This window comes from Streptomyces mayteni, assembly GCF_054783955.1.
This window is the reverse complement of sequence record NZ_BAAGPR010000063.1, coordinates 21,943-46,324: the sequence shown is the minus strand read 5'-3', so window position 1 is coordinate 46,324 and position 24,382 is coordinate 21,943. Positions and strand designations below refer to the sequence as shown.

Below are 24,382 nucleotides of genomic sequence, written 5' to 3'. Positions count from 1 at the left end.
GGGGGGCCGCGGGGCCTGGGCGCTCCGCGCCGGGCCCCGGGCCCTGCCAGGCGCGCCGCGCGGAGCGCTGGCGCGCTCCCGGCGCGAAGCGCCGAAAGGGGTGGGCGGGTGGGGAAACTCCCGCCGCTCGGCGGCTTGGGGGGGCACCTCCCCCAGCGTTAGCTGGGGGAGGGTGGGGGAAACACGCGCAGCGCCCGCCGGCCCCCGCGGAGTGTGCCGGTGGGGGAGGGCCCGCCCGCGCGGCCGAGGTGGATTTACAGTCGTCCGCGGAGGTGGTCGAGAAATGACCGGAGACGGAACACGCGCCGTGCGCGCCGGCGTGCCGGAGGGTGAGGCTTATACCGCGCCCCTGCCAGGGCCCACGTTCGCGTCGCATTTTCATCTGCCGGGGGACCCGGCCGTCGCGACCTACGCCTACGGCCGGCAGGGCAATCCCAGCTGGACGGCGCTCGAGGCGGGGATCGCCGAGCTGGAGGAGGCCGTCGGGGCGGTCGTGTTCCCGTCGGGGATGGCGGCCACGACCGCCGTGCTGTTCGGCCTGCTGCGGCCCGGCGACACGGCCGTGCTGCCGTCGGACGGCTACCAGCTGCTGCCGCGGGTCCGCGAGCGGCTGCAACGGTTCGGGATCGCCGTGCGGACCGCCCCCACCGGGGACGACGCGCAGCTCGCGGCGATCGACGACGACACCCGCCTGGTGTGGGTGGAGACGCCGTCCAACCCGGGGCTCGACGTCTGTGACATCCGGCGTCTCGCCGAGGCCGCGCACGCCCGTGGCGCGCTGCTCGTCGTGGACAACACCCTGGCGACCCCGCTCGGCCAGCGGCCGCTCGCGCTCGGCGCCGATCTGTCGATCGCCAGCGGCACCAAGGCGCTGAACGGGCACGGCGACGTGCTGCTCGGCTATGTCGCGGCCCGCGATCCCGAGCTGCTGGACGCCGTCCGCGCCTGGCGTACCGAGAGCGGGGCGATCCTCGGGCCGATGGAGGCGTGGCTGGCGCACCGCGGGATCGCCACGCTCCAGCTGCGGGTCGAGCGGCAGGACGCCAACGCGCTGGCCGTGGCCCGCGCGCTGCGCGAGCGGCCCGAGGTGAGCGCGGTGCGGTACCCGGGGCTGCCCGACGATCCGGGGCACGCGGTCGCGGCCCGGCAGATGCGTTACTTCGGCTGTGTGGTCTCCTTCACGCTGCCCGACCGGGAGTTCGCCGACCGTTTCCTCGGCGCGCTGCGGCTGGTCTCCGACGCCACCAGCTTCGGTGGGGTCAGGTCGACGGCGGAGCGTCGCGCCAGGTGGGGCGGGGACGACGTGCCCGAGGGGTTCGTCCGGCTGTCCGTCGGCGTCGAGGACGCGGCCGATCTGGTCGCGGATCTGAACGCGGCGTTGGACGTTTCGTCCGCCGGCTCGCGGGCCACATGACTTTCATGACCCCAGCACGACCCGTGGTCAAACGCACCGCCCGCGCCATCCTGTTCGATGATCCCCCAGCTAACGCTGGGCGGTGCCCCCAGGTCGCCGCCCCCTCGCTGGTCGTGATCAAGCGCGTCAGACCGGGGCAGGAGCCCTACTGGATCACGCCGGGGGGCGGCGTGGAGCCCGAGGACGCGACGGTCGTCTCGGCCCTGCACCGCGAGGTGCTCGAGGAGTTGGGCGCCAAGGTCACCGACGTGGTGCCGGCGTTCGTCGACACCGTGCGGCACGTGCCCGAGCCCGGCGAGGACACCCCGCGGGGGCTCAAGGTGCAGCACTTCTTCGTCTGCCGGCTGGCGTCGATGGATCCGGCGCTGCGGCACGGCCCCGAGGTGGAGGAGCCGCGCGGCACCTACGAGATCGTGCGGCTGCCTTTCACCCCCGAGGGCCTGGCCTCGGTGAACCTGGTGCCGGCTTCGCTCAGGGCCTTCCTGCTCGGGAACATCGAGGGCGTCCGCGCGCTGCTCGCCCCCGATCTCGTCTGACCCGGTCTCGTCTGAGCAGATCCCGGCCGACCCGACCCCGACCGACCCGACCTCGACCGACCCGATCCCTGTCGGTTCAGCCTCGGTTGCCGAACCAGTTGCCGCCGACGAAGCCGCCCGCCTGCTCGGCCCGCTCCAGGGCGCGCCTGGCCTCCTCGCGCCAGGCCTCCGCGTCCGGCGGGGGCGGCGGCGCGGGGGGCAGGGCGAGCTGCCCCGAGGGCAGCGCCGGCGGGGTCGCCCGGCCGCTGAGCTCCTGGGCGCGGCGCACCTGGGCGTCCCTGGCGGCGCCGAAGAAGTCGCCGCCCTTGCGCTTGTGGTCGTCGGTGCCCCAGGCCCGCTCGGCGTCCTTGGGCGGCTTGACCAGCCGGGGGATGTGCTTGGCGCAGTGGATGTACGCCTCCTCGACGTCGATCCGCACCCACAGTTCGGTGCGGCGGCCAGGGGCGGTGTCGGTCGGCAGATCGGGGTGGCGGAGGCGGAGCTCGGCGTCCGGGACGATCCGGGCGCGGCCGTTGATGTGCAGGCCGATCCTGGCCTGCTCGAAGTCGAGGAGCAGCAGCCCGGCGTGGGGGTTCTCGGAGATGTTGCCGAGCGAGGCGTGCACCCCGTTCCCCCGGTACTCGGGGTAGACCAGGGACTTGGCGTCGAGCACCCGCAGGAAGCCGGGCGGGCCGGCGCGGAAGCTGTTGTCGCACTCGCCGTGGCGGTCCGCCGTGGCGAGGAAGAACATCTCCTGGCGGCCGACGAACTCCCGCATCCGGTCGTTGAGGTGGTCGAGCACCTGGTCCTCGTAGAACCGGTCGGCCCGTTCCTCGCTGCCGAGGCTGCGTTGCAGCGCGTGTTCGCCGTCGCTGCCGGGGCGCCCGGCGCGTGGCGGCAGGGCCGGGACGGTGGCCGCGGGGGCGGGCACCGGCACCGGGAGGGGGCGCCGCGCGGGGTACGCCGGTGCGGTCCCGCTGCCCAGTTCCCGTCGTGCGCGTCGTCCCTGTGCTTCCCCTGGCCCCCGGGTGCCCCGTGGTTCTTCCGGTCCCGCTGGTCCTGTCTGGTCTGACATGCCTGAATCCCGCTACGTCATTTTTGCGCGCTACTCAATCACTTACTTCCCGGAGGCGGCCAGAGTTCCCAGGAAGTCGTGTCTGATCCGTTCTGCCGGGATGCCGGAGGAGACCAGCGCGTCCATGCTCTTCCTGATCATCTGCGGCGGCCCCGAGAGATAGCCGTCGAAGTCGCCCCATGGGCCGAACTCCCGCACGGCTTCGGGGAGTTGCCCGGGAAAGCCGCGGGTCGCGTACTGGGCGACGACCGGTCGCACGGACAGCCAGGGCAGCCGGCGCTCCAACTCCAGGAAGGAGTCGAGGTCGTAGAGGTCCGAGTCGCGGTTGGCGCCGAAGAACACCTCGACCTGACGGCGCACCCCGTGCTGGGCGACGTCCTGGACGAGCGCCTTGATGGGCGCTATGCCGGTGCTGCCGCCGACGCACACCAGGCCGCGGCTGGAGTTGTGGTCCACCGTCATCGAGCCGGCGGGCGGCCCGAGCTTGATGACGTCGCCGCGCCTGGCGCGGTGCACGAGCGAGCGCGAGACCCAGCCGGCCGGCACCGCCTTGACGTGGAACGACAGCAGCCCGTCGGAGCGGGGCGAGGAGGCGAAGGAGTAGTAGCGCCAGACGCGCGGCCACCACGGCGTCTCGATGCTGGCGTACTGGCCGGCGCGGAACGGGTAGGGCTGGTCGGTCCTGACGGTGACGACCGCCACCTCGCTGGTGCGCCGCTCGTGGCTGACGATCTCGGCGAACCACCAGGGCGGCGCGCGCAGTTCGTCCTCCGCCGCGGCGTCTATCATGATCTGCGAGATCGCCGTGTAGGCCCGCACCCAGGCGGCCTCGGCCTCCGGGCCCCAGGTGGTCGTCGCATAGCGCTCCAGCGACGACATCAGGCATTCGCCGACGAGTGGGTAGTGGTCGGATCTGGTGCCGTATTTCCGGTGCCCGCGCCCCAGGTTGCACAGGTAGTCCGTCAAAGTGACGGTGTCGTCGATGTGTTCCGCGGCGATCAGCAACGCGCCGAAGAGCCGGTCGCGTTGGGCGTCCATCGCGGCGGGGAACATGTCGCGCAACTGCGGATTGTGCAGGAAGAGCAGGGCGTAGAAGTAGGCGGTGGCCTGGTCGGCCACCGGCTCGATCTCCGCGAGTGTGCGGCGAATCACAGCCGCGTCGGGTGAGGGTTGGCCATTTCCCGGCCGGAAGCGCTTCAGATCGGCCGCCGCCCCTATCTGCCCGGCGAACTGTTCCTCGGTCGGATGGCCCGCCGGATGTCCGCCTGATTGTCCGGGCCGATAGCCGCTCTGGTACGCACCCTGGCCGTGGCGCGCCGAAGCCGCCTGCCCGGCGGCGTGGCCCGGTCCGGGCTCACTGCCGTATCCGGCGGTGGTAGCGCCATCGTCGGCCGATATCGCGGTCATGACCTGCCTCGCCTCGATCAACTCCCGGTCGCACAGCGTGTCAGCCTGCTCACCCGGAGCGGGTGGTTAACCGGAAACCCGGCCATCGCGCCCCTGCATCTCATAAACTGGGCGGCTTCTGGCCGCCCCCTGATGCGGGACTGACCCTACCATTATACGGACGAGACACAACCCCCCGGCGGAAACGCGATGTTCGTGCCATTCCTCCGTTTCTTAGACTGGGGGTCATGAATATCACCATGCGGCAGGCCGCTTCCGCCGATGTGCCCGAGATCGTGGCGATGCTGGCGGACGACCCGCTTGGCGCGCGGCGTGAGAATCCCGCCGATCAGGCCCCCTATCTGGCGGCTTTCGAGCGGATAGCCGCCGACCCGAACCAGTTGCTTTTCGTCGCGGAGGACGTCGATGATCCGGCCGCCGGCATCGTGGGAACGCTCACCATCGCCGTCCTGCACACCCTCTCCCGGCAGGGCGCGTCGCGGGCGCTGATCGAGGCGGTCCGGGTCAGGTCGGACGCGCGCGGCGGCGGCCTCGGCACCGAGCTGATGAAGCTGGCGATCGAGGAGGCCCGGTCGCGCGGCTGCGCGCTGGTGCAGCTGACGTCCGACGTGACCCGGCTCGAGGCCCACCGCTTCTACGAGCGGCTCGGCTTCCAGGCGACCCACCTCGGGTTCAAGATGGAGCTCTGAGAGGCCGGGACCGGGGCCGGGGTCCTGGCGCTACCGCCGGCCTCCCCCGGCCCCCCGGACTCACTCCCAGGGGCGGGTGCCGCCCGGCACCGGCGCCGCCGGGTCGTAGGGCGTCCTGGTGAACACGAAGCTGCCGACGTCGAGGTGGTCGACCCGGCCGTCCGCCGTGTGCCCCACCCGCAGCGTCTCGCCCGCGTAGTAGCCGGCGAGGCCGGTCCAGGTGCCGTCCGCCTCGGGCCGGAACGCCGAGCCGCGCCCCGGGCCGCCGCCGGCGGGCGTCAGGGAGAGCACCCGCCCCGGCCGCAGCCGCAGTTCGAAGGGGGAGGTTCCCCAGTACCAGGGGCCGGTGAGCGCGACGAGCGCCGGGTCCGGCTCCGGGTCGGGCCGCCACGGCTCCGGCAGGGTGGGCTCGCGTTCCAGCACCTCGGCGATCAGCCCGGTGCAGAGGAGGCCGGTCGGCGCCCCGCTGGTGACGTTGGCGAACACCACCGCGGCGAGGCGCTCCTCGGGGCTGGCCCAGACGCTCGCCACGAAGCCGGGCATCGAGCCGCCGTGCCCGATCAGCAGCCGTCCTTCGTGCCGCAGCAACTGCACGCCGAGGCCGTAGCCGCCGTCGGGGGCCTCGGGCTCCGGGGGCGCGGCGGGCCGCCGCATCTCGGCCAGCGTCGCCTCGGCCAGCACGTCGTCCCGGCCGCCGAGTGACAGGAAGCTGGCGAACCGCGCCAGGTCGGCCGTGGTCGACCAGAGCTGCCCGGCCGGCGACATCCGCCCGATGTCCTCGGTCGGTTCCGGCTGCCGGACGTCGGCGTAGGGGTGCACGGCCCAGCCGCGCGCGTGCGGCTCCTCAGGGTCGGTTCCGGTGCGGGTCATGCCGAGCGGCCGCAGCACCTCGTCGCGCAGCGCCTCGGCCCACGGCCGGCCGCGCAGCCGCTCGACGAGGGCGCCGAGCAGCGCGTAGCCGGGGTTGGAGTAGTGGTGGCGGCGGCCCACCGGGTGCCTCTGCGGGCGTTCCCCGAAGACGTCGGCCAGCTCGGGGCGCAGTTCGCCGGGCGTGCGCTCCCACCAGGGGCCGCGCGCCTCGGCGGCGAGGCCGCCGGTGTGGGCGAGGAGCTGGGCGATCGTGGCGTCGCCGCCGTGCGGGGTGTCCACGTGGGCGCGGAGCAGGTCGCCCAGGTCGAGCAGTCCCTCGTCGCGGAGCCTGAGCACGAGGACGGCGGTCAGGGTCTTGGTGATCGAGCCGATCCGGTACTGGACGTCCTCCGGCGGTACTCCCGGGGGCAGTTCGCCGCGCGCGCCGCGCCACACCACCCGGTTCTCCCGCACCACGGCGGCCACCATGGAGGGGGCGCGCCCCGTGGCCTGCGCCGTGGCGAGCCGCCGGTCGAGCGCCCGTGCCGTCTGTGCCGACAATCCGTCTTCGTGTCCGGTCATGCGACCCACGGATACCCGTCGCACGCCCCGGGCGCCACCGCGTTTCCGGCGTGGCCGGCCGGTCTACCCTGGCCGGATGGAGCAGCGGTATCTCGCGCTCGAGCTCGCCTCCACCATCCGGCACGACGGCCGCGGCGGGGTCGCGGACGACCTGGCGGCGCCGGCCGGCCTCGCCGGCTGGCTGCGGGCGCAGGCCGAGCCGCTGGCCGGGTGGGGGGTGGCCGACGCGCCAGGTCTGGTCGCCGACGAGCGGCTGCGGGTCGAGGTGGTGGCGGTGCGCCGGGCCGTCCGCGCGCTGTTCGCGCGCGCCGTGCGCCCCGGGCCGGCGAGTCCGGACGTCGCCGGCCGGCTGCTGGCCGCCGGGGACGCCGTCGCGCTGCTCAACGACCGCGCGGCCCGCGCCCCAGGGGTGCCGTGGCTCGACTGGCCCGAGGGGGACGAGGCGCCGCGCGCCCGGTTCACGGCCGCCGAGCCCGAGCTCTGCGCCGCGCTGGCCCGCGCCGCCGTCGACTTCCTCGCCGGCCCGCAGCGCGCCAGGCTGCGGGCCTGCACCGCGCCGCGCTGCGTCCGGTACTTCGTCAAGGGCCATGGCCGCCAGGAGTGGTGCAAGCCGTCCTGCGGCAACCGGGCCAGGGCCGCCAGGCACTACCTGCGGCAGCGCGCCGCCACGACCGGCTAGCCGAACCACCAGTCGGCGCCGGCGCCGGTCAGCGCCGCCCTGAACACCTCGGCCGACCGCGGGTTGGTGCCGCACCGCCAGACGCCGTGCGGGCAGTAGTCGCTGATGGTGTGGTACATCGGCCGCTGTTCCGCGATCCACGCCAGCATGCGGCGCATGTATTCCGGATTGTCGCCGTTCCTGAAGAGGCCCCATTCCGGGAACGAGATCGGCTTTCCGTGCTCCTTCGCGAAATCGACGTGCGCCTGGAGCCCGTACGGCTGGCTGATCTGTTCGTCGAAATCCTCGCCCGGCGGCTGGTCGTAGGAGTCCATCCCGATGATGTCGACGACGTCGTCCCCCGGATAGCAGCGGTCCCAGCCGATGGCGTCCCGGCCGCGGCTCGGCGCGAAGTCGAAGCGGAATTCCTGACCCGGCACCTCCCGCATGACGGTGACGATCCGCCGCCAGTACGCGCGCCACGCCTCGGGATTCGGGGCGCACCGGTGGCGGTAGGTGCTGCCGTTCATCTCCCAGCCGAGCACCAGCACCGTGTCCCGCACCCCGAACTCCACCAGGCGCTCGGCCAGGGTGCGGAAGTGGTCGTCGAACCGGCCGCGCGCGCCGTCCCGCAGCAGCCGACTGACCTCGCGGTCCGACAGCCCCGCCTCGTCGCGCTCCACCATCGGCACGTTGAGCACGAACAGCCGGTCGTCGGCCGCGCGCCGCCATTCCGCCCACGGGCGGAGGAATTCCGGGCGGCCCTCGATATTCACCCATTCGTCGCCGGGGAGGTAGGTGTGGCCGACCCGTGCCTCGGTGCCGCCGAGCCAGTCCTGGAGATCGACGAGTCGTTGGATTCCCTCGGTGCCGGATCCGACGAAGGCGCCGAAGGAATCCTCGGGAACGGGTTGCGTCGGCCCGGCGGCCATCAGCAGTCCGGTGGCGGCGGCCGCCAGTCCGAGAAGCATCGCGCGGAATTCCTTTCGGCGGAACCGGTGAGGTGACCAGGGATCAGATTAAGCACACGATCTCTCGAATGGGCCGGGAGAAGGCTTTCGCCTAGGCCGATCGAGAGATGTTCACTGCCCGTCCGGGGTATTCGCGCGTGGGTGCGTGAAAGAACGGTTCCCATGTCTCCGCCCGTCGCGCTCGACACCCGGGTGCCCGCGCTGCTGCTGCGGCTCGACCGCAATCCGTTCCACCACGGTTCGCTGGGCGCGGTCAGGTCGCTTGGCCGGGCGGGTGTCGAGGCGCACGCCTTCGTCGAGTCGCCCACCGTGCCGTTGGCGCGGTCCCGCTACCTGGCCGCGGCGCACCGCTTCCGCGGCGACCCGCGCTCCGCCGAAGACGTCGCGGACGCGCTGCTGGCGGCGGCCGCCAGGATCGGCCGGCCCGCGGTGCTGATCCCGATGGACGACGCGGGCGCGCTGGCCATCGCCGGTCTCGCCGACCGGCTCGACGGACACTTCCTCTTTCCCCGGCTCCCGGCCGGCCTCGCCGAGCGGGCCGCCGACAAGGCCCGACTTGCCGAGCTCTGCGCCGCGTCGGACATCCCGCACCCGCCGACCATCGTCCCCGGCACCGGGGCGGAGGCCGCCGCCGCGGCCCGCGAACTCGGGCTGCCGGTCGTCGCCAAGTGGAGCCGCCCGTGGCTGCTGCCGCCGGGCGCCGGGCTGCGGAGCGTCACCGTGGTGACGAGCGCGGCGGAGGCCGCGCGGCTCCACCAGCTGAGCGGGTCGGCGGGCAGCGAACTGCTCCTGCAACGGCTGCTGCCGGCCGGCGGGGCCGGCACCGACTGGTTCTTCCACGGCTGCTTCGCCGCCGGCGGCCGCCCGCTGCTCACCGGCACCGGCCACAAGGAACTGTCCTGGCCGCCGAGGGCCGGCCTGACGGCGGTCGGCAGCTGGCTGCCGAACCCGGCGGTCGCCGAACCGTCCTGCCGACTGGCCGCGGCCGTCGGCTACCACGGCGTCCTCGACCTCGACTTCCGGCGGGACCCGCACACCGGCGCGCACCACCTGCTCGACTTCAACCCGCGCCCCGGCGCGCAGTTCCGGCTCTTCACCGACCGCGCCACGGGCCTGGACGTGATCCGCGCCCTGCACCTCGACCTCACCGGCCGCTCCCCCACCGCGCTCTCCCGGCCGCGGGCGGGGCGGATGTTCGTGGTCGAGCAGTACGGCCTGCTGGCCTCCCTCGCCACCCGCCGCGCCCACTGGCCGGGCTCCGGCGGCCGCGAAACCGAATGGGCCTGGTCCGCCCCCGACGACCCGGCCCCACTCCTGGCCCTCCCCCGCCAGTGGCTGCGGCGCGACGTGCTGCGTCGCGGCATGACCCGCCTTGCCGGGGCATCCCGGCACGGAAGCCGTGCCGCCGCCGGCGCGGCCGGCGTTTCCGCCGATACGGGTCCCGCCTCCGGGGGCGTCCGCACCGGCTCGCCAGCCGGAGCCGACGCCGTGCCGGTCGGCGCGGAGTCCCGCGTGTGCGGTTTCTTCGGCGCAGCCGACTCGGCTGTTCGGGCCGGCGCCGCCGGCCCGACACGGCCGGCCGGCAAGGCCGGACCGGCTGGTCCGGCGGACGGCGCGGCAGGTGCCGGTGCGGCTCCGGCTTCCGGCGGTGCCGGGACCGGCCCGCCGGCCAGCGACGGCGTCGTGCCGGCTGACCGGGAGTCGGTCGGGGGTGGCGCCGACCCGTCGTTGCGGGCCGTCGCCGGGGGCCCGGCACGGCCGGTTGGCCCTGCCGGCCCGAGGGGCCGCGCGACAAGCGCCGCCGAGGCCGGCGGTTGCGCCGGTTCGACGTTGCCCGTCGAGGTGTGTGCCGACGATGTCGGCAGGGGCGGTGGCGGGGCGGCTCCCGCGACGAGCACCGCCTGCGGCACCGGAGTCCTCGACGGTTCGGCTGGCGCCGGCTCCGCCGGCTCCGCCGGATCGGCTGGCCTCGGGGGCCGGAGGCCCCTTGCCACCAAGCCCGCCGGCGCAGCCGGCATCGCGCCGGCCGGGGGCGCGAGCCACGGCCCGATGGGCCGGGATGGCGATCAGACGACATGTACCGAACTGCCCGTGGAGAAGGAGAACGCACGATGCACGACCTGGTAGTGGTGGGTGCCGGTCCTTACGGGCTGTCGGTGGCGGCGCATGCCGCGGCGGCCGGGCTTGATCTGCGGGTGCTCGGGCGCCCGATGGCGTCCTGGCGGGACCACATGCCCGACGGCATGTACCTGAAGTCCGAGCCGTGGGCCTCCGACCTCTCGGAGCCGGTCGGCAGCGACACGCTCGCCGCCTACTGCGCCGACCGCGGGCTCCGGGCCGAGCACGGCGATCCGCTGCCGATCGGCACGTTCACCCGCTACGGCCTCTGGTTCGCCGACCGGCTGCCGGTGCCCGTCGAGGACCGCACCGTGACGTCCGTCGCGGGCGGCCCCGACGGGTTCCGCGTCGAGACGGCGGACGGCGCGGCGCTGCTGGCCAGGACCGTGGTGCTGGCGGTCGGCGTGATGCCGTTCGCCCATCTCCCCGAGCCGCTGCGCGAGTTGCCCGTCGGGCTGGCCTCGCACAGCAGCGACCACCGCGATCTGACGCGGTTCAAGGACACCGACGTGACCGTCGTCGGCGCCGGCCAAGCCGCGTTGGAGACGGCGGCGCTGCTGGCCGAGCAGGGCGCCAGGCCCACCGTCGTGGCCCGGGCGGGCGGCGTCCGCTGGAACACCCTGCCGCAGCCGCTGCGCCGCGGCCCGTTGGCCCGGTTGCGCGCCCCGCACAGCGGGCTCGGCACCGGCTGGTCGACGTGGGTGTGGTCGGAACTGCCCGGCGCGGTGCGCCGGTTGCCGGCCGGTGCCCGGGCGCACATCGCGGCCACCGCGCTCGGCCCGGCCGGCGCCTGGTGGCTGCGGGACCGGCTGGAGGGCGCGGTGTCGGTGCGGCTCGGCCGCGAACTGCTGCGGGCCGAGGCCACGGACGCCGGCACCGTCCGGGTCGAGCTCAGCGCCGAGGGGGCCGGGACCGAGGTGCTGGAGTCCGGGCACGTCATCGCCGCCACCGGCTTCGTCCCCGATCTCCGGAGGCTCGGCATCCTCGACCCGGCGCTGCGCGAGGGGCTGCGCACCGTACGCGGCACGGGGGCGCCCGAGTTGAGCGGCGGCTTCGAGTCCTCGCGTCCTGGACTGTTCTTCGCCGGCCTGCTGTCGGCGCCGTCGTTCGGTCCCTCGATGCGGTTCGTGCACGGCGCGTCGTTCACCGCGCCCCGCCTGGTGCGCGGCGTCCAGCAGCGGCTCGGCGGCCGGCGCCGCCCGGTCCGCGTGCCGCGTCCGGCGGCGCGGGCGGCCGCCGGCACTGAGCCGGTCGCCGCCCTCGCCGCCCGCGCCGCGCCGGCAGACGGGTCGCTCAGGCCGCCAGCTGGGTGGCGAGGTCCTTGGCCTTGGCGCGCGCGTCGCCGTGCGCCTTGGCCACCGACTCCTCGTACAGCTCGACCAGCGACGCCATCGCCGGCACCACGGGCGCCAGGGTCAGCTCGGGCACGATGAAGGTCGCCTCCAGCTTGAGCGCGCCGGTCAACAGCCACTCCAGGTAGGACTGGGCGAAGTCGTTGCCCTCCATCGGCGTGCCGGGGCGGTAGGAGCCGCCGCGGCTGGTGACCACGGTGACGGGCCGGCCGGCGATGCTGGTGTTCTCGCCGGCGGTGCGCTCCATGATGATCACGTGGTCGATCCACGCCTTGAGGGTGGACGGGATCGTGTAGTTGTACAGCGGCGCGCCGAGCAGTACGGCGTCCGCGGACTCCAGCTCGGTGGCGAGCTCGTCGCGCAGCGCGAACGCGGCGACCTGCTCGGGGGTGCGCTCGGGGATCGGCACGTACTGGGTGTGGTAGGCGAGGCCGTCCAGGTGGGGCAGCGGGTTGGCCGCGAGATCCCGGTAGATCACGGAGCCCTCTGGGTGCTGTTCCTCCCACGCCTCGCGGAAGGACTTGGTGACGGCTCGCGAGACCGAGTTGTCGCCGTTGATCGACGAGTCGATGTGCAGGAGCGTGGCCATGGGATTCCTCCGGTGATGAGTGGGGACGAGCGGGGACGAGCTTGGTTAGGAACTGCGAGGCAGTACGTAACTACTCATACCACAGTCACTTACTTTTCCGCAGTAGCTACCGATGTTCGGGTAGGCTGGACACATGCTGGAGTCGCGGGGCGAAGTGGACGAACGGACCGGGCTGGACGGCGGCGAATCGATCTGCACCGAGCCGGATTCGGCGGTGCAGCGGGTCTTCAACCTGTTGGGCAAGCGCTGGACGGGGGTGCTGATCGCCTCACTGATGAGTGGCCCAGGTCACTTCGCCGAACTCAGGCGCGCCGTCCCCGGCATCAGCGAGCGGATGCTCTCCGACCGCCTCAGCGAGCTCGTCGGCATGGGCCTGCTGAACCGCGAGGTCAAGGAGGGTCCGCCGCTGCGGGTCACCTACCGGCTCACCAGGGCCGGCCGGGAGCTGCGGCCGGCGCTGCTCGAACTGACCACGTGGGCCGAGACGTACCTGGGCCCCGAGGAGTCGAGGAACTGCCCCACCGAGGAGCAACTCGATCCCGGGGCAGCGCGCGGTAGGGCCTAGGCTGTCCGTGTGGCGGATGACACGACGACCGAAGCGGAAGAAGAGGCGGCGGCGACCGCACGACTCGAGGTGGCCGTCCGGGCCGCCGAGACCGCGCTCATCGAGTTCGAGATCGCGGTGGAGACCTTCCGGATCGAGGTGGAGAACTTCTCCCGCCTGCACGAGCAGCGCCTCGGCCCCTACTACGCCCGGCTCGAGGAGCTGGACGCGCTGATCGCCGAGGCCGTCGCGGCCCGTACCGGCGATCCGGAGGACGAGCGCCGCGCCCGCGAGGCGCGCGCCGCCGTCGCGCCGATGCCGGGCATCGCGGAGCTCTTCCACGGCTGGCTCGACAGCGACGGCTTCAGCCCCGAGGCGTACGCGATGCTCACCCAGCAGTCGGTCCAACAGCCGCCCCGGGTCCGCCCGTCGGACGAGGCCCGCAAGCTCTACCGCGAGCTGGTCCGCAAGTGCCACCCCGACCTGGCCGTCGACCAGAACGAGCGCGACCGGCGCGACGTCTTCGTCTCCCGCGTCAACCAGGCGTACGCCAGGGGTGACGAGGACGCGCTGCGTTCCCTCGCCGACGAGTGGGACCGCGGCCCGCGCGGCGAGGAGCCGGCGTGGGAGCGGCAGGACGAGCTGTACGCCCGCCTGGAGTGGCTGGCCGAGCGCAAGGACCTGCTGGCCGACGCGGCGGCGGCGCTGGAGGACAGCGCGGTCGGCTCCATGCTGCGGATGGCGGGCGACGACCCGGACGGCATGCTGGAGGAGATCGCCGAGGGCCTGCGGCGGCGGGTCGCCGAGCGCGAGGCCGAGCTGGCCGGGCTGGGCGCCGAGGACGCCGGCTAGGACAGGGCCGAGGGCCTGTCGGGCCGGCGAGTAACCTCGGGGCCATGAGCTTTCCAGCCGTGCCGAACGTGTCCCCCGACGCCGTGCCCCAGGGTGCGCCGCTGCTCGACGTCCGGGAGCCCGAGGAGTGGCTCGCCGGCCACGCCCCGGGGGCCGTGCACATCCCGATCGGCCAGGTGATCGAGCGCCTTCCCGAGATCAGGGACGCCGCCGCCGAGGAGACCCTCTACGTGGTCTGCAAGGTCGGCGGCCGCTCCGCCCAGGTCGCCGCCTACCTCGCCCAGCAGGGCCTGGCCGTGGCCAACGTCGACGGTGGCCTGCACGCCTGGCAGCACGCCGGCCGCCCGCTCGTCGCCGAGCGCGACGACGCGGAGCCGTTCGTCCTCTGACGAACGAAGCACCCCTGAGAGTGAACGACGGTGGTCGATGCGTCACAGGGCTTGTATCGTCAAAGTCTGACGGGAACGCTATGCAAACAGCATGATCGCGTGCAGGAGAGGGGCTGCCATGCTGCTGCGGTTCCACGTGACCAACCACGCGTCACTGCGCGACGAACAGGAACTGTCCCTTGTCGCTGAGGACCGGCACCCCGAGCGAGCCGAGCACGGGGTTTCGGGCGGAGACCATCGGGCCGTACCGGTGGCCGCCATCTACGGAACGAACGCCTCGGGCAAGTCGAACGTGATCGACGCGATGGTGTGGATGCGTATGGCCGTTCTCTCCTCCTTCCGCCGCTGGGACCCGACGGGCGGCGTGCCCCGACGTCCGTTCGCGCTGCGCCGTGACGCGTCGACGTTTCCCAGCGAGTTCTCCATCGAGTTCGTGATGGACGGGGTTCGGTTCGAGTTCGGCTTCACCGTCGATGACCGGCGGGTGCTCGACGAATGGCTGTACTACTACCCCGAGGGGAAGCCTCGCCGCCTCTATGAGCGTAGTGCGGGTGAGCCGGAGATCAAGTTCAGCCGATGGCTCACTGGCCGCAAGAAGATGATTTCCGAGTTGGTGCGGCCGAACTGTCTTTACCTCTCCGTCGCGGCGGCGCAGGGGCACCCTCAACTGGGCGAGGTCTTCCGCTGGTTCCAGTGGGGGCTACGGGTCGCGACCGACGGAGACTTCACCGGGCGCCTCAACCACACCATTCATCTCTACACGGAGCATTCAGACGATCCGAAGGCAGAACTCATCACGCGTCTACTCCGCTTCGCGGATCTGGGGGTCTCAGATCTGAAGGTCCCAGAGCCTGACGAATCCGTCGAGGAAGAACACCGGCGGGTCACGCAGGCCGTGCACCAGGCGTTGGGGTACGAGGTTGTGGTGGAGCGCGGTTCTCCACCTGACCTCCAGGTCGAGCATCGAACAGGCGAGGGGCTCTTCACGCTCGATCTCGCGGAGGAGTCCAGCGGGACGAGCACCTGGATCGGGCTGGCCGGCCCGATCGTGACCACGCTGGCCAGTGGGGCTGTGCTCGTCGTCGACGAGCTCGACGCACGGCTCCACCCCTACCTGACGGACGCGCTGGTCGGTTTGTTCCAGTCGCCCAAGGTCAACACGAACGGCGCCCAGTTGATCTTCAGTACCCATGAGGCGGGTCTGTTGGGCAGGAACGCGCGAACCGAGCTCTTCCGAGACCAGGTCTGGTTCACGGAGAAGGATCCGGAAAGCCTTTCGACTCGGCTGTTTCCGCTGACCGAGTTCCATGTTCGTGATTCCGTCGAGAATCTGGAGAAGCGCTACCTGGCCGGGCGTTACGGGGCGGTTCCCTTCCTGGACGACGACGTGCTCAGCGATATCGCGGCGTACAGCCCAAGTGGGAGTGGGGATGGGGCGGGGCAAGAGGGGCAGAAGCCTGGATCGGCGGAGGAGTTCTCGCCCGGAGCAGCGTAGGTTCCTGCTCTACTGCGAGGGTGAGTGCACGGAGACCCAGTACTTCAAGGGGCTGAGGCGTCAACTCAGGGCATTGCCGGTCGCCGTGGAGATCGGGCCGGAACACGGGGAGCCCAAGTCCCTGGTGCGCGCGGCGATCGACCACAAGGAGCGGGCCCACCGATCCGCGGCCGATCGGTACACCGCCTACGACGAGGTCTGGTGCGTCATGGACGTGGAGGCTCCGGTTCCCCATCCGACGCTTGGGCCGGCCATCAGCCTCGCTCGTGCGAACGACGTCGGCGTTGTCCTCTCCAATCCCTGCTTCGAACTGTGGCTGGCGCTTCACTTCACCGCCGTGGGCCGCAATCACACCTCCGGCGCGATGCAGCAGGCGTTGGAGAAGCTGGCCGTGTGCGGTTACTCGGCCGGCCGCAAGCATCTCGACTACGACGCCCTGCGCGGCCGGTACGAGCAGGCGCGGGAACGTGCCCAGGAGTCGCGGCGTGGGGCGGCGAGCGTTTGGGACGTCAATCCGGCGACGGATGTGGACCGGCTGGTGGATCTACTGCTGTCCTCCCGGTACGGATGACCCGTTCGTCAGCCTGAGGAGTCCGGCGTCGCCATCGCCGTGAGGCGGGCGGCGAGGCGGCGGGCGGCGGTGCGGAGTTCCGGGGGGTCCACCAGCTCGGCTTCCAGGCCCAGCATGGCCACCCGCCCGACGACCCACTCCAGGTCGTCGCCGCCGGCGGTCAGCAGGCACCATCCGTCGCCTTCGTCCTCGACCCGCCCCACGCCTGGCGGCACCATGTCCCGCACCCGCTCGGCGGGGGCGTGGAGCCGCACCCTGACCACGTGGCGGTAGGGCGCCTCCGTCACGGCGCGCCGCACGTAGGCGACCGGGTCGGGGTGTTCCCGGGGCCTGAAGCGCCAGGTCGTCGCCGTCACCTCGCCCATCCGGTCGAGCCGGAAGGTGCGCCAGTCGGCGCGGTCGACGTCCCACGCCATCAGGTACCAGCGGCGGCCCGTGGTGACCATCCGCACCGGTTCGACCGTGCGTTCCCGCTGTCCGCCGCGCCGGTCGGCGTAGCCGAACCGCACCCGGACGGCGTCGCGGCAGGCCCTGGCGAGCGTGACCAGCACCTCGGCGTCGATCTCGATGCCGGCGCCGACCATGGTGTCGGTGGCGGCGTGCACCGCCCGCACCTCGGCGCGCAGCCGGGGCGGCATCACCTGGTCGAGCTTGGCCAGCGCCCGCAGCGCCGCCTCGGCCGCGCCGGCGACCGTGCCGCCCGACGCGAGCCGCAGCGAAACGGCCGTCGCGATCGCCTCCTCGTCGTCGAGGAGCAGCGGCGGCAGCCGGGTGCCGGCGCCGAGCTGGTAGCCGCCGCCGACGCCGGGCGCCGCGCGCACCGGGTAGCCGAGCGCCCGCAGCCGTTCCACGTCGCGGCGCACCGAGCGGTCGGTGACCCCCAGTTCGGCGGCGAGCTCGGTGGCGGTCCAGGACGCCCGGCGTTGCAGCAGCGCCAGCAGCCTGAGCACTCGTTCGGTCGTCGTCTCGACGGTCATGCGGTCATCGTTCCACGAATAGCGGAACGATCCTGTCCGGGATATGGGAGAGGCTGGCGCCATGACCGAACAGACCCTGGACCGGACGGCGCAGCTGACCTGGAATCCGCTGCTCCGCGATCAGCTCGACTGGCACTGGACGCACCAGCTGCGCGCGCGCCTCGACGGGCTCACCGACGACGAGTACTTCTGGGAGCCGGTGCCCGACTGCTGGAACGTGCGCCCGCGCGGCACCGGAACCGCTCCCGTACAGGCCGGATCCGGCGCGATGACCATCGACTTCGCGATGCCCGAGCCGAGCCCGCCGCCCTTCACCACCATCTCATGGCGGCTCGCCCACGTGATCGTCGGCGTTCTCGCGATGCGCAACGCCTCCCACTTCGGCCGGCCGCCGACCGACTACCAGTCGTTCGCCTACGCCCCGACGGCCGCCGAGGCGCTGGCCCAGCTGGACGCCGAGTTCGCCGCGTGGCAGGCCGGCGTCGAGGCCCTCGGCGAGGCGGGACTGGCCCGCCCGTGCGGCGCGGCGGAGGGCCCCTTCGCCGAACGACCGCTGGCGGAGCTGGTGTTGCACATCAACCGGGAGGTCGTCCACCACCTCTCCGAGGTGTGCCTGCTCCGCGACCTCTCCCTGCACACCCCACGGAAGGCGAGCTGAGCACGATGGCTCACGACGTTCAGATCACGTTCGACTGCGCCGACCCGGCCGCGCTCGCCGCCTTCTGGGCCGAGGTACTCGGCTACCGGCTACAGGATCCGCCCCCCGGCTTCGCCTCCTGGGACGCGGCCCTGGACGCGCTCGGCGTGCCGCCCGAGCGCCGCAACGACCGCTCGGCGGTGGTCGATCCGGAGGGGGCGGGGCCGCGGCTGTTCTTCCAGCGGGTGCCGGAGGGCAAGGCGGCCAAGAACCGGGTGCACCTCGACGTGCGCGCCGCCCCCGGGCTCGCCGGCGAGGAGCGGATGGCGGCCCTGGAGGCGGAGGCCGAACGGCTGGTGGCCCGCGGCGCCACCCGACTCGAACGGCACGAGCCGGCGCCGCCGCTCGGGAGCGGGCACCTCGTGCTGGCCGATCCCGAGGGCAACGAGTTCTGCCTCGACTGACGGCCGCCGGCCGGGCGGAGCGGCCGACGCCCCCGGTGGTCACCGGGGGCGGTCTTGACGGTCAGCGGCCGTCGGCGCAGAGGGCGGTGTCGACGGTCTCCTGGAGGTGGGTGCGGGTGTCGCCCGGCATGGCCATGGTGGTCGTGTAGGCCGTCACCGTCCGGGAGTCGCGTCCCGGCACGTGGCCGCCGAGCACCGTGTCGCCCGGCAGGTCGCCGCCGTGGCCGTAGTAGCGGCCGCCGCAGCTGAGCGGGAAGCTCGCGATGCCGTACCCGTAGCGGGTCGCCTCCGGGTACACCCCGTCGCCGCCGACGGTGGACGCGTCGTGCGTCATCAGCCAGACCGCCCAGCGCGGCAGCAGCTCGCCGTCGAACAGCGCCTCCCAGAAGGCGTTCAGGTCCTCGGGGGTCGACACCAGGCCGCCGGCGGCGCCGAAGAGGTGCGCCGGCAGCTCCGTCAGGTCGGTGGGGCCGGCCGCCGGGTCGAGGGGGCTCACGCCGTAGTTGTTGGCGTGCGGACCGCGCAGGCCCGTCTCGCCTGGCGCCGGCCAGTAGGTGGCGTCGAGCCCCAGCGGCTCGATGATGGTGTCCTCGACGTAGGTGCGGAAGTCGCCGCCCGTCACGCTCTCGATGATCATGCCGAGGACCAGGTAGTTGGTGTTGGAGTAGGCCCAGTCGGCGCCGGGCTCGAACAGCGGCTCCTGGGACAGCGCCAGCGCCAGGTGGTCCTCGGGCGTGGCGTCGAGGGCCGTCCAGTCCATCAGGCCGACGTACTCCGGCAGGCCGCTGCGCTGCGCCAGCAACTCCCGCACGGTGACCTCGCTTTCGGCGAGCTGCGGCACATACGCGCCGGCCCGGTCGCCGAGGCCCACCCGGCCGTCGAGGATCAGCCGCATGACCGCCACCGACGTGAACGACTTGCTGTTGCTGGCGATCCGCACCCGGCCGTCGGCGCCGACCATCGGCCGGTCGGTGCCGGTCTGGGCGGTGCCCGCGGTGTACGTCGCGTCGCCGGTGAACGCGAGCGCGCCCGGCACGCCGTCCTGCTCCACCAGCCGATCCACCTGCTCCTGCACCTGCTCCCGCACCCGCTCCCGCGCCGGGTCGGTGTCCCGACCGCCAGCTGCGGCGACCGGGGCCGTGACCCCCACCAGGGTGGCGGCGAACAGGGCGGCGGCGGTGAGACGACGGCGAATCATCGTGAGCTCCTTGGGCGTTGGGCCGGTGTCCGATCGACTGCCTCAAGCCTCTCGGCCGACCGGCCGCCGGGCACTGGCCGCAGACACCCGAAGCGACGGTGTACCCAGCACCACCCGTCAGCTGGGCTCGGGTAGACCATCGAGCCGCGCGCCGACCCGCTCGCGCAACAGCAGGTACTCGGCCCAGCGCCGCGGCAGCGGACCAGGCGGACGCACCACGACGCGCGCCGCGGTGACGTCCTGCCCGCGCTGGAACTGCTCGCGCGTCAGGTCGAGTTCGACCCCGCTGGGCAGCCGGTTCCACCAGTGGTAGCCGTGTTGGACCCCGTCGAGATACACCTCGCCCACCACGAGGTCGCCCCCGAACACGTCGTTGACGACCAGCGCCGTGACATCGCAGTGCCCCCAGGCCGGGTTGTCAGGACCCCACTCGGCCTGGTTGTCGGGCGAACACGTGTCGTGGGCCCAACTCGCGCGCAACGCCCGGTCGAGATCCACCAGATTCCAAGGAGCCATGCCCCCAGCATCACAGCCACCACTGACACCGCCGCCGCCGCCGGCCGGCGAAGGCGGATGGTGTCGCTAGCCCCCCTGTGAACACGGGTCGCAGGGCCATGGGACGCCGCGTTGATCGTTTCTAACGTTTACCTCGTCGTCGGGAACACGGCGACCGAAGTCGAAAGCAACTCGCTGGAGGAAAGTCCCATGGCCCGCAAGAAGTTCGGAACGGCCGCCGCGATCGCGCTCTGCACCGCCCTGGCCGGTGTGACGCTCGTCGGCTGCTCCGACTCGGAGACGGACTCGGAGACGGACGCGGAGTCGGCCCCGGAGACGGAAGCGACCACCGAGGCCCCCGCCGGGGACACCGACGAGGAGCAGGCCACCGGCCCCCGGACGATCACCGTCGGCGACTACTCGGTCAACGTCTCCTGCTCGGGCGACCTGGTCGACGGCCGGCCGGTCGTCGTGCTGCTGCACGGCGGTGGCGACGACCTGACGACGATGGCCGACTTCCAGGAGGCGCTGAGCGCGGAGGGCCGGGTCTGCTCCTACGACCGTCTTGGCGCGGGCGGCAGTGACCAGCCGGCCGGCCCGCAGGACTACGACGACACCAGCGAGGTGCTGGACGGCGTGCTCGCCGAGGTCGCGGGGGAGGAGGGCGCGGTGCTCGCCGGCCACTCGATGGGTGGGCTGATCGCCGCCCGCTACGCCCCTGAGCACCAGGAGCGGGTGGCCGGCGTGGTGCTGCTCGACGCCACCCCGCCCAACCAGGTCGACAGCCTCAGCAACCGGATCCCGGAGTCCGCCACCGGCCCGGCCGCCGACCTGCGCGCCCAGACCCTCGCCGTCTTCGAGGGCCAGAACCCGGAACAACTCGTCATGGCCGATGCCGAGGTCGGCTCCGCCGGCGACATCCCGGTCCAGGTCGTCCGGCGGGGCCAGCCGCAGTTCGCCGAGGTCCCGGAGTACGGCGCGGGGCTTGACGAGGACTGGGCCGCCGGCCAGGAGCGGTGGCTGGAGCTGTCCAGCGCCAGCGAGCTCGTCACGGCCGAGAACAGCGGCCACTACGTCTACGTCGACGAGCCCGACGTCGCCGCCGAGGCCGTCAACGAGGTCGCGAGCCTGGCCACCGCCGGCTGAGAACCGATCGACCGAGCGCGCCGCCGGCCCGGCAGCCCCCCGGCTGCCGGGCCGGCGGCGTTCACGCCGCGCCTCAGGCCAGCGCGCCGGCGACGCCGGTGCGGCCGGCGGGGACGCCGGCGATCGTCACGATGACCTGTTCGCGGACGGCCTCGCCGAGCACGCCGACCACCGCCTCGGTGATGGTCGCGACCAGGCGGGCGGGGGCGTCCGGGATCTCCGGCAGGTGGTAGGCGGCCTCGCGCATGCTGAGCGTGACGAGCGGCGCGGCGTCGTCGGTCGGCTTGCCGCCGACGCCCCGGCGGCGCCCGGGGACGCCGATCAGGTCCACGCCGACGAGGCGGCGGAACTCCTCGCCGTAGACGGCGCCCACCGCGTCGGTCAGGGCGCTGATCAGCTTCGGTTCTACCGTTCCGTCGAGGGTCTCCTCGCGGATGTGCACGCTGAAGTGCGGCATGGTGGGACTCCGTTCAGGCCGGTACGTAGGATGGAGAGCAGCTTGCTTTGCCAGCAAAGCATCTTTGATGTCAAAGATAAATGCGGGAGGGGGCGCGATGTCAAGGCCCGAGGCGCGCGACGCCGCTGACGGTGGCGGGAACGGGGTCGACGACGCCGTCCGCGACCTGCTGTTGCTCATGCCCCGGATGGTGGGCCGGGTCAAGAAGATCCCGGTGCCCGAGGCACTGCGCTCCCTCGCGCTGGCCCCGCGGCACCTCTCGCTGCTCTCCTATCTGCTCTTCGACGGGCCGATGACCGTCAACGAACTGGCGGCCCGGCTGCGGATCGCGCCGACGACGGTGAGCCTGCTCGTCGGCGACCTGCACCGGAAGGGGATCCTGGAGCGCCGCGAGGACGAGGCGGACCGGCGTCGGCGGATCATCGCCATCGCGCCCGACCAGCAACCCGCGATCGCCGCCTGGCTCGCGCCCGGCGCGGCCGCGTGGCGCACGGCGTTGGCGCCCCTGACGCCGGAGCAACGGCGGCTGTTCGTCGACACGTTGCTCGCCTACGAGGCCGCGGTCGGCGGCCAGGAGCAGGGCACCTAGATCTGCGACTCCTCCAGCAACCGCAGGGCCAGCGCCTTGAGTTCGGGGGTCGCCCGGGAGGCGTCGCCGGCGTCGAACGGGGGCCGCGGGTCGTACTCGACGGCCAGCTGGATGCCCTGCGCGATGGTGTCGTCGGCGAGCTGGGACGCCAGGTAGAGGGCCATGTCGAGGCCGGCCGAGACGCCGGCCGCGGTGACCAACTTGCCGGACCGCACCCAGCGTTCCGGCACGTAGACCACGCCGAACTCGGACTCCAGATAGCCGGCGGACGCCCAGTAGGTGGTGGCCCGCTGGCCCGCCGTGAGCAGGCCGGCGGCGGCCAGGACCAGTGAGCCGGTGCAGACGGACGTCGTCCACCTGGTGTGGCGGTCGACGCGGCGCACGAAGTCGAGCAGGGCCCGGTTCCCCATCGCGCCGATCGTGCCCCGGTTGCCGGCGCCGGGCACCAACAGCACGTCGAGCCGGTCGACTTCGGCGTAGGAGCGGTCGGCGAGCACCGCCACGTCGCCGGTGTCCGTGCGGACCGGGCCGCGGTGTTCGGCGATCATCGTGACGGTGGCGTCCGGCAGCCGGGACAGGATCTCGGCGGGCCCGGTCGGGTCGAGCAGGCTGTAGCCGTCGTAGAGCAGGATCCCGATCCGCGGGCCGCGTGCGGAACTCGAACTGTCGGTGTGGGTGGCGGCGTTGGCGATGCCGGGGGCGGCGGCCAGCGAGGCGGCCGCCGCCGCGGTGCCGGCCAGCACGGTCCGGCGTGTGGTGTTGGTCCTCATGGCGTCGGAGTCTGCTGTTCGGCGGCCGGCCGCGGCCTCGGCATGTCCGGCATCCTGCGGATCGTGTCCCCGGTGATGCCGTAGTGGTCGAGGAACGCCTGCCGCAGCGTGGTGGCGGAGCGGAACCCGCAGCGGCGCGCGATGGCTTCGAGTGGCAGCCGGCTGGAGCGCACCAGGTGCGCGGCCGCCTCCGTGCGCGCGGCGCGCACGGCGCGCGCCGGGGTGGTGCCGAGGTGTTCGGCGAACAGGCGGGTGAGGTGCCGGGTGCTGACGCCGGTCCTGGCGGCGAGCGCGGCCGGCGACAGGTCGCCGGCCAGGTGCGCGGCGATGTGTCCCGTGAGGTCCCGCACGAGGCGGTCCCCGGGTGGCGGCGCGGCGAGGAACATGCTGATCTGCGCCTGGTCGGCCGGCCGGTGCAGGTAGGTGACCAGCTCCCTGGCCACGTGCCGGGCGAGGCTGGGGCCGTGGTCGTCCTCGATCAGCGCCAGCGTCAGGTCGAGCGCGCTGGTGACGCCACCGGACGTGTAGAGATCGCCGTCCCTGATGTAGAGCGGCGTCGGGTCCACGGCCACCTCGGGGTAGCGGTCGGCGAGCGCGTCGGCGTAACGCCAGTGCGTGGTGACCCGCCGCCCGGTCACCAGGCCGGCGGCGGCCAGCAGGAAGGTGCCGGTGCAGACGGCGGCCACCCGGCGGCTCAGCTCCGCAAGCCGCCGGAGCTGCGCGATCAGCGCGGGGTTCGTCGCGGCGGCCTCGTGCCCGAAGCCACCGACCACCAGCAGCGTGTCCAACGCGCCCCGCACCTCGGCCAGCCGCCTGGCTGCCCCCAGCCCGATCCCCACCGAACTCCGCACCGGCCCGCCGCCGACCGTCCCCAACTCGACGACGTAGCGCGGCGTCGCGCCGTGGTGGTTGGCGATGTCCAGCGCCCCACAGGGCGACGCGATGTCGAGGATCTGGGCGTCGTCGTAGGCGACGACCACCACCCGACGCGGTTCGACCATGCGGCGATCCCATCACGGCACGCGGTGGGCGGCCAGCGAGCCGGGCGTTGTCGGTCCGCTCCGCGAGGATGTGCCGAACGCTCGTTGTCGCAGCCGTCCGGATGCGCGGGGAAGAAAGAGAGGCCAGCATGGCGATTCAACGGATGGACAACGTCGGCATCGTCGTCGAGGACCTGGACGCCGCCGTCGCGTTCTTCGTGGAGCTCGGTATGGAACTGGAGGGCAGGGCGGAGGTCTCGGGCCGCTTCGCCGACCAGTGCACCGGACTCGAAGGCGTCCACTGCGACATCGCGATGGTCCGCACCCCGGACGGTCACAGCCGGCTCGAACTGGCCAAGTACCGCAGCCCCGCACCGATCGACGACGGGCCGCGCGACCGGCCGCACAACGTGCTGGGCACACACCGCGTCATGTTCGCCGTCGACGACATCGAGGACACCGTCGCCCGCCTGCGCCCGCACGGCGCCGAACTCGTCGGCGAGATCGCCCGGTTCGAGGACAGCTATCTGCTCTGCTACCTCCGCGGCCCGGAGGGCATCATCGTCGGACTGGCCGAGCAACTGCGCTGACGCGACGCC

Annotated in this window: 26 protein-coding genes and 1 pseudogene; 16 read left to right on the top strand and 11 right to left on the bottom strand. The window is 73.1% G+C overall.

Features of this window, described 5'->3' with window-relative positions:
- Positions 1-283: 283 nt before the first annotated feature.
- The gene (locus ACYVPE_RS25065) at positions 284-1,414 is read left to right on the top strand and encodes a cystathionine gamma-lyase (RefSeq protein WP_461035964.1); all 1,131 of its coding nucleotides are present in this window, start codon (positions 284-286) and stop codon (positions 1,412-1,414) included.
- Between the two features lie 5 nt (positions 1,415-1,419).
- Positions 1,420-1,950 (top strand): NUDIX domain-containing protein, encoded by a 531-nt coding sequence (locus ACYVPE_RS25060; RefSeq protein WP_461035963.1) that lies wholly within the window; start codon positions 1,420-1,422, stop codon positions 1,948-1,950.
- Between the two features lie 76 nt (positions 1,951-2,026).
- On the opposite strand, the gene ACYVPE_RS25055 is transcribed toward ACYVPE_RS25060, so the two are convergent.
- Both ACYVPE_RS25055 and ACYVPE_RS25050 read right to left on the bottom strand, forming a co-directional pair.
- Positions 2,027-2,860 carry a pyridoxamine 5'-phosphate oxidase family protein gene (locus tag ACYVPE_RS25055; RefSeq protein WP_461035962.1) on the bottom strand — a complete coding sequence of 278 codons (834 nt, stop codon included), beginning with the start codon at positions 2,858-2,860 and terminating at the stop codon, positions 2,027-2,029.
- Between the two features lie 186 nt (positions 2,861-3,046).
- Entirely contained in the window at positions 3,047-4,411 is a 1,365-nt protein-coding gene (locus ACYVPE_RS25050; RefSeq protein ID WP_461035961.1) for a globin domain-containing protein, read from the bottom strand.
- Between the two features lie 227 nt (positions 4,412-4,638).
- Between ACYVPE_RS25050 and ACYVPE_RS25045 the strand changes: the two genes are divergently transcribed.
- Positions 4,639-5,100 (top strand): GNAT family N-acetyltransferase, encoded by a 462-nt coding sequence (locus tag ACYVPE_RS25045; protein ID WP_461035960.1) that lies wholly within the window; start codon positions 4,639-4,641, stop codon positions 5,098-5,100.
- 60 nt (positions 5,101-5,160) lie between these two features.
- Here the strand turns inward: ACYVPE_RS25045 and ACYVPE_RS25040 are convergent, their stop codons facing one another.
- Positions 5,161-6,531 (bottom strand): serine hydrolase domain-containing protein, encoded by a 1,371-nt coding sequence (locus ACYVPE_RS25040; protein WP_461035959.1) that lies wholly within the window; start codon positions 6,529-6,531, stop codon positions 5,161-5,163.
- Positions 6,532-6,607: 76 nt separating this feature from the next.
- Here ACYVPE_RS25040 and ACYVPE_RS25035 point away from each other — a divergent pair, with 76 nt between their 5' ends.
- Positions 6,608-7,210: a CGNR zinc finger domain-containing protein gene (locus ACYVPE_RS25035; protein WP_461035958.1), complete on the top strand. Its 603-nt coding sequence runs from the start codon at positions 6,608-6,610 to the stop codon at positions 7,208-7,210.
- Here the strand turns inward: ACYVPE_RS25035 and ACYVPE_RS25030 are convergent.
- Entirely contained in the window at positions 7,207-8,160 is a 954-nt protein-coding gene (locus ACYVPE_RS25030; protein WP_461035957.1) for a glycoside hydrolase family 26 protein, read from the bottom strand. The two genes, ACYVPE_RS25035 and ACYVPE_RS25030, sit on opposite strands and share 4 nt — an antisense overlap.
- Before the next feature lie 162 nt (positions 8,161-8,322).
- Between ACYVPE_RS25030 and ACYVPE_RS25025 the strand changes: the two genes are divergently transcribed.
- The gene (locus tag ACYVPE_RS25025; protein ID WP_461035956.1) at positions 8,323-10,287 is read left to right on the top strand and encodes a carboxylate--amine ligase; all 1,965 of its coding nucleotides are present in this window, start codon (positions 8,323-8,325) and stop codon (positions 10,285-10,287) included.
- Positions 10,272-11,501 (top strand): annotated as a pseudogene (locus tag ACYVPE_RS25020) (NAD(P)-binding domain-containing protein); the annotation flags it as partial. The gene ACYVPE_RS25025 and the pseudogene ACYVPE_RS25020, both read left to right, overlap by 16 nt.
- A gap of 70 nt (positions 11,502-11,571) precedes the next feature.
- On the opposite strand, the gene ACYVPE_RS25015 reads toward ACYVPE_RS25020, so the two are convergent.
- Positions 11,572-12,219 (bottom strand): FMN-dependent NADH-azoreductase, encoded by a 648-nt coding sequence (locus tag ACYVPE_RS25015; protein ID WP_461035955.1) that lies wholly within the window; start codon positions 12,217-12,219, stop codon positions 11,572-11,574.
- Between the two features lie 133 nt (positions 12,220-12,352).
- Between ACYVPE_RS25015 and ACYVPE_RS25010 the strand changes: the two genes are divergently transcribed.
- The 5 genes from ACYVPE_RS25010 to ACYVPE_RS24990 all read left to right on the top strand — a co-directional run bounded on the left by ACYVPE_RS25010 (position 12,353) and on the right by ACYVPE_RS24990 (position 16,070).
- Complete coding sequence (locus ACYVPE_RS25010; protein WP_461035954.1) at positions 12,353-12,784, top strand: winged helix-turn-helix transcriptional regulator; 432 nt, start codon at positions 12,353-12,355, stop codon at positions 12,782-12,784.
- Between the two features lie 9 nt (positions 12,785-12,793).
- Complete coding sequence (locus ACYVPE_RS25005) at positions 12,794-13,615, top strand: J domain-containing protein (RefSeq protein WP_461035953.1); 822 nt, start codon at positions 12,794-12,796, stop codon at positions 13,613-13,615.
- A 44-nt stretch (positions 13,616-13,659) separates the two neighbouring features.
- Entirely contained in the window at positions 13,660-14,004 is a 345-nt protein-coding gene (locus ACYVPE_RS25000; protein ID WP_461035952.1) for a rhodanese-like domain-containing protein, read from the top strand.
- A gap of 118 nt (positions 14,005-14,122) precedes the next feature.
- Complete coding sequence (locus ACYVPE_RS24995) at positions 14,123-15,499, top strand: AAA family ATPase (protein ID WP_461035951.1); 1,377 nt, start codon at positions 14,123-14,125, stop codon at positions 15,497-15,499.
- On the top strand, positions 15,435-16,070 hold the full coding sequence (locus ACYVPE_RS24990; protein WP_461035950.1) for an RloB family protein: 636 nt from the start codon (positions 15,435-15,437) through the stop codon (positions 16,068-16,070). Before ACYVPE_RS24995 ends, ACYVPE_RS24990 begins: the two co-directional genes overlap by 65 nt.
- A gap of 8 nt (positions 16,071-16,078) precedes the next feature.
- Here the strand turns inward: ACYVPE_RS24990 and ACYVPE_RS24985 are convergent, their stop codons facing one another.
- Positions 16,079-17,047, bottom strand: a complete 969-nt coding sequence (locus tag ACYVPE_RS24985; protein WP_461035949.1) for a helix-turn-helix transcriptional regulator — start codon at positions 17,045-17,047, stop codon at positions 16,079-16,081.
- Between the two features lie 61 nt (positions 17,048-17,108).
- Here ACYVPE_RS24985 and ACYVPE_RS24980 point away from each other — a divergent pair, with 61 nt between their 5' ends.
- Positions 17,109-17,705, top strand: coding sequence for a DinB family protein (locus ACYVPE_RS24980; protein ID WP_461035948.1), 597 nt, complete (start codon positions 17,109-17,111; stop codon positions 17,703-17,705).
- Between the two features lie 5 nt (positions 17,706-17,710).
- The gene (locus tag ACYVPE_RS24975) at positions 17,711-18,148 is read left to right on the top strand and encodes a VOC family protein (RefSeq protein WP_461035947.1); all 438 of its coding nucleotides are present in this window, start codon (positions 17,711-17,713) and stop codon (positions 18,146-18,148) included.
- A 61-nt stretch (positions 18,149-18,209) separates the two neighbouring features.
- On the opposite strand, the gene ACYVPE_RS24970 is transcribed toward ACYVPE_RS24975, so the two are convergent.
- Together ACYVPE_RS24970 and ACYVPE_RS24965 are read right to left on the bottom strand one after the other, a co-directional pair.
- Positions 18,210-19,346 (bottom strand): serine hydrolase domain-containing protein, encoded by a 1,137-nt coding sequence (locus ACYVPE_RS24970; protein ID WP_461035946.1) that lies wholly within the window; start codon positions 19,344-19,346, stop codon positions 18,210-18,212.
- 117 nt (positions 19,347-19,463) lie between these two features.
- Positions 19,464-19,862: a YunG family protein gene (locus tag ACYVPE_RS24965; protein WP_461035945.1), complete on the bottom strand. Its 399-nt coding sequence runs from the start codon at positions 19,860-19,862 to the stop codon at positions 19,464-19,466.
- 189 nt (positions 19,863-20,051) lie between these two features.
- Here ACYVPE_RS24965 and ACYVPE_RS24960 point away from each other — a divergent pair, with 189 nt between their 5' ends.
- Complete coding sequence (locus ACYVPE_RS24960) at positions 20,052-20,987, top strand: alpha/beta fold hydrolase (protein WP_461035944.1); 936 nt, start codon at positions 20,052-20,054, stop codon at positions 20,985-20,987.
- Between the two features lie 73 nt (positions 20,988-21,060).
- Here ACYVPE_RS24960 and ACYVPE_RS24955 read toward each other — a convergent pair whose 3' ends face one another.
- The gene (locus ACYVPE_RS24955; protein WP_461035943.1) at positions 21,061-21,444 is read right to left on the bottom strand and encodes a hypothetical protein; all 384 of its coding nucleotides are present in this window, start codon (positions 21,442-21,444) and stop codon (positions 21,061-21,063) included.
- 97 nt (positions 21,445-21,541) lie between these two features.
- Here ACYVPE_RS24955 and ACYVPE_RS24950 point away from each other — a divergent pair, with 97 nt between their 5' ends.
- Complete coding sequence (locus ACYVPE_RS24950; RefSeq protein ID WP_461035942.1) at positions 21,542-22,033, top strand: MarR family transcriptional regulator; 492 nt, start codon at positions 21,542-21,544, stop codon at positions 22,031-22,033.
- On the opposite strand, the gene ACYVPE_RS24945 is transcribed toward ACYVPE_RS24950, so the two are convergent.
- Positions 22,030-22,803 carry a DJ-1/PfpI family protein gene (locus ACYVPE_RS24945; RefSeq protein WP_461035941.1) on the bottom strand — a complete coding sequence of 258 codons (774 nt, stop codon included), beginning with the start codon at positions 22,801-22,803 and terminating at the stop codon, positions 22,030-22,032. The genes ACYVPE_RS24950 and ACYVPE_RS24945 overlap by 4 nt on opposite strands.
- Positions 22,800-23,804, bottom strand: a complete 1,005-nt coding sequence (locus ACYVPE_RS24940; protein ID WP_461035940.1) for a GlxA family transcriptional regulator — start codon at positions 23,802-23,804, stop codon at positions 22,800-22,802. Before ACYVPE_RS24940 ends, ACYVPE_RS24945 begins: the two co-directional genes overlap by 4 nt.
- 128 nt (positions 23,805-23,932) lie before the next feature.
- Between ACYVPE_RS24940 and ACYVPE_RS24935 the strand changes: the two genes are divergently transcribed.
- A complete protein-coding gene (locus ACYVPE_RS24935) occupies positions 23,933-24,373 on the top strand; it encodes a VOC family protein (RefSeq protein WP_461035939.1) in 441 nt (146 codons plus the stop codon).
- Positions 24,374-24,382 lie beyond the last annotated feature (9 nt).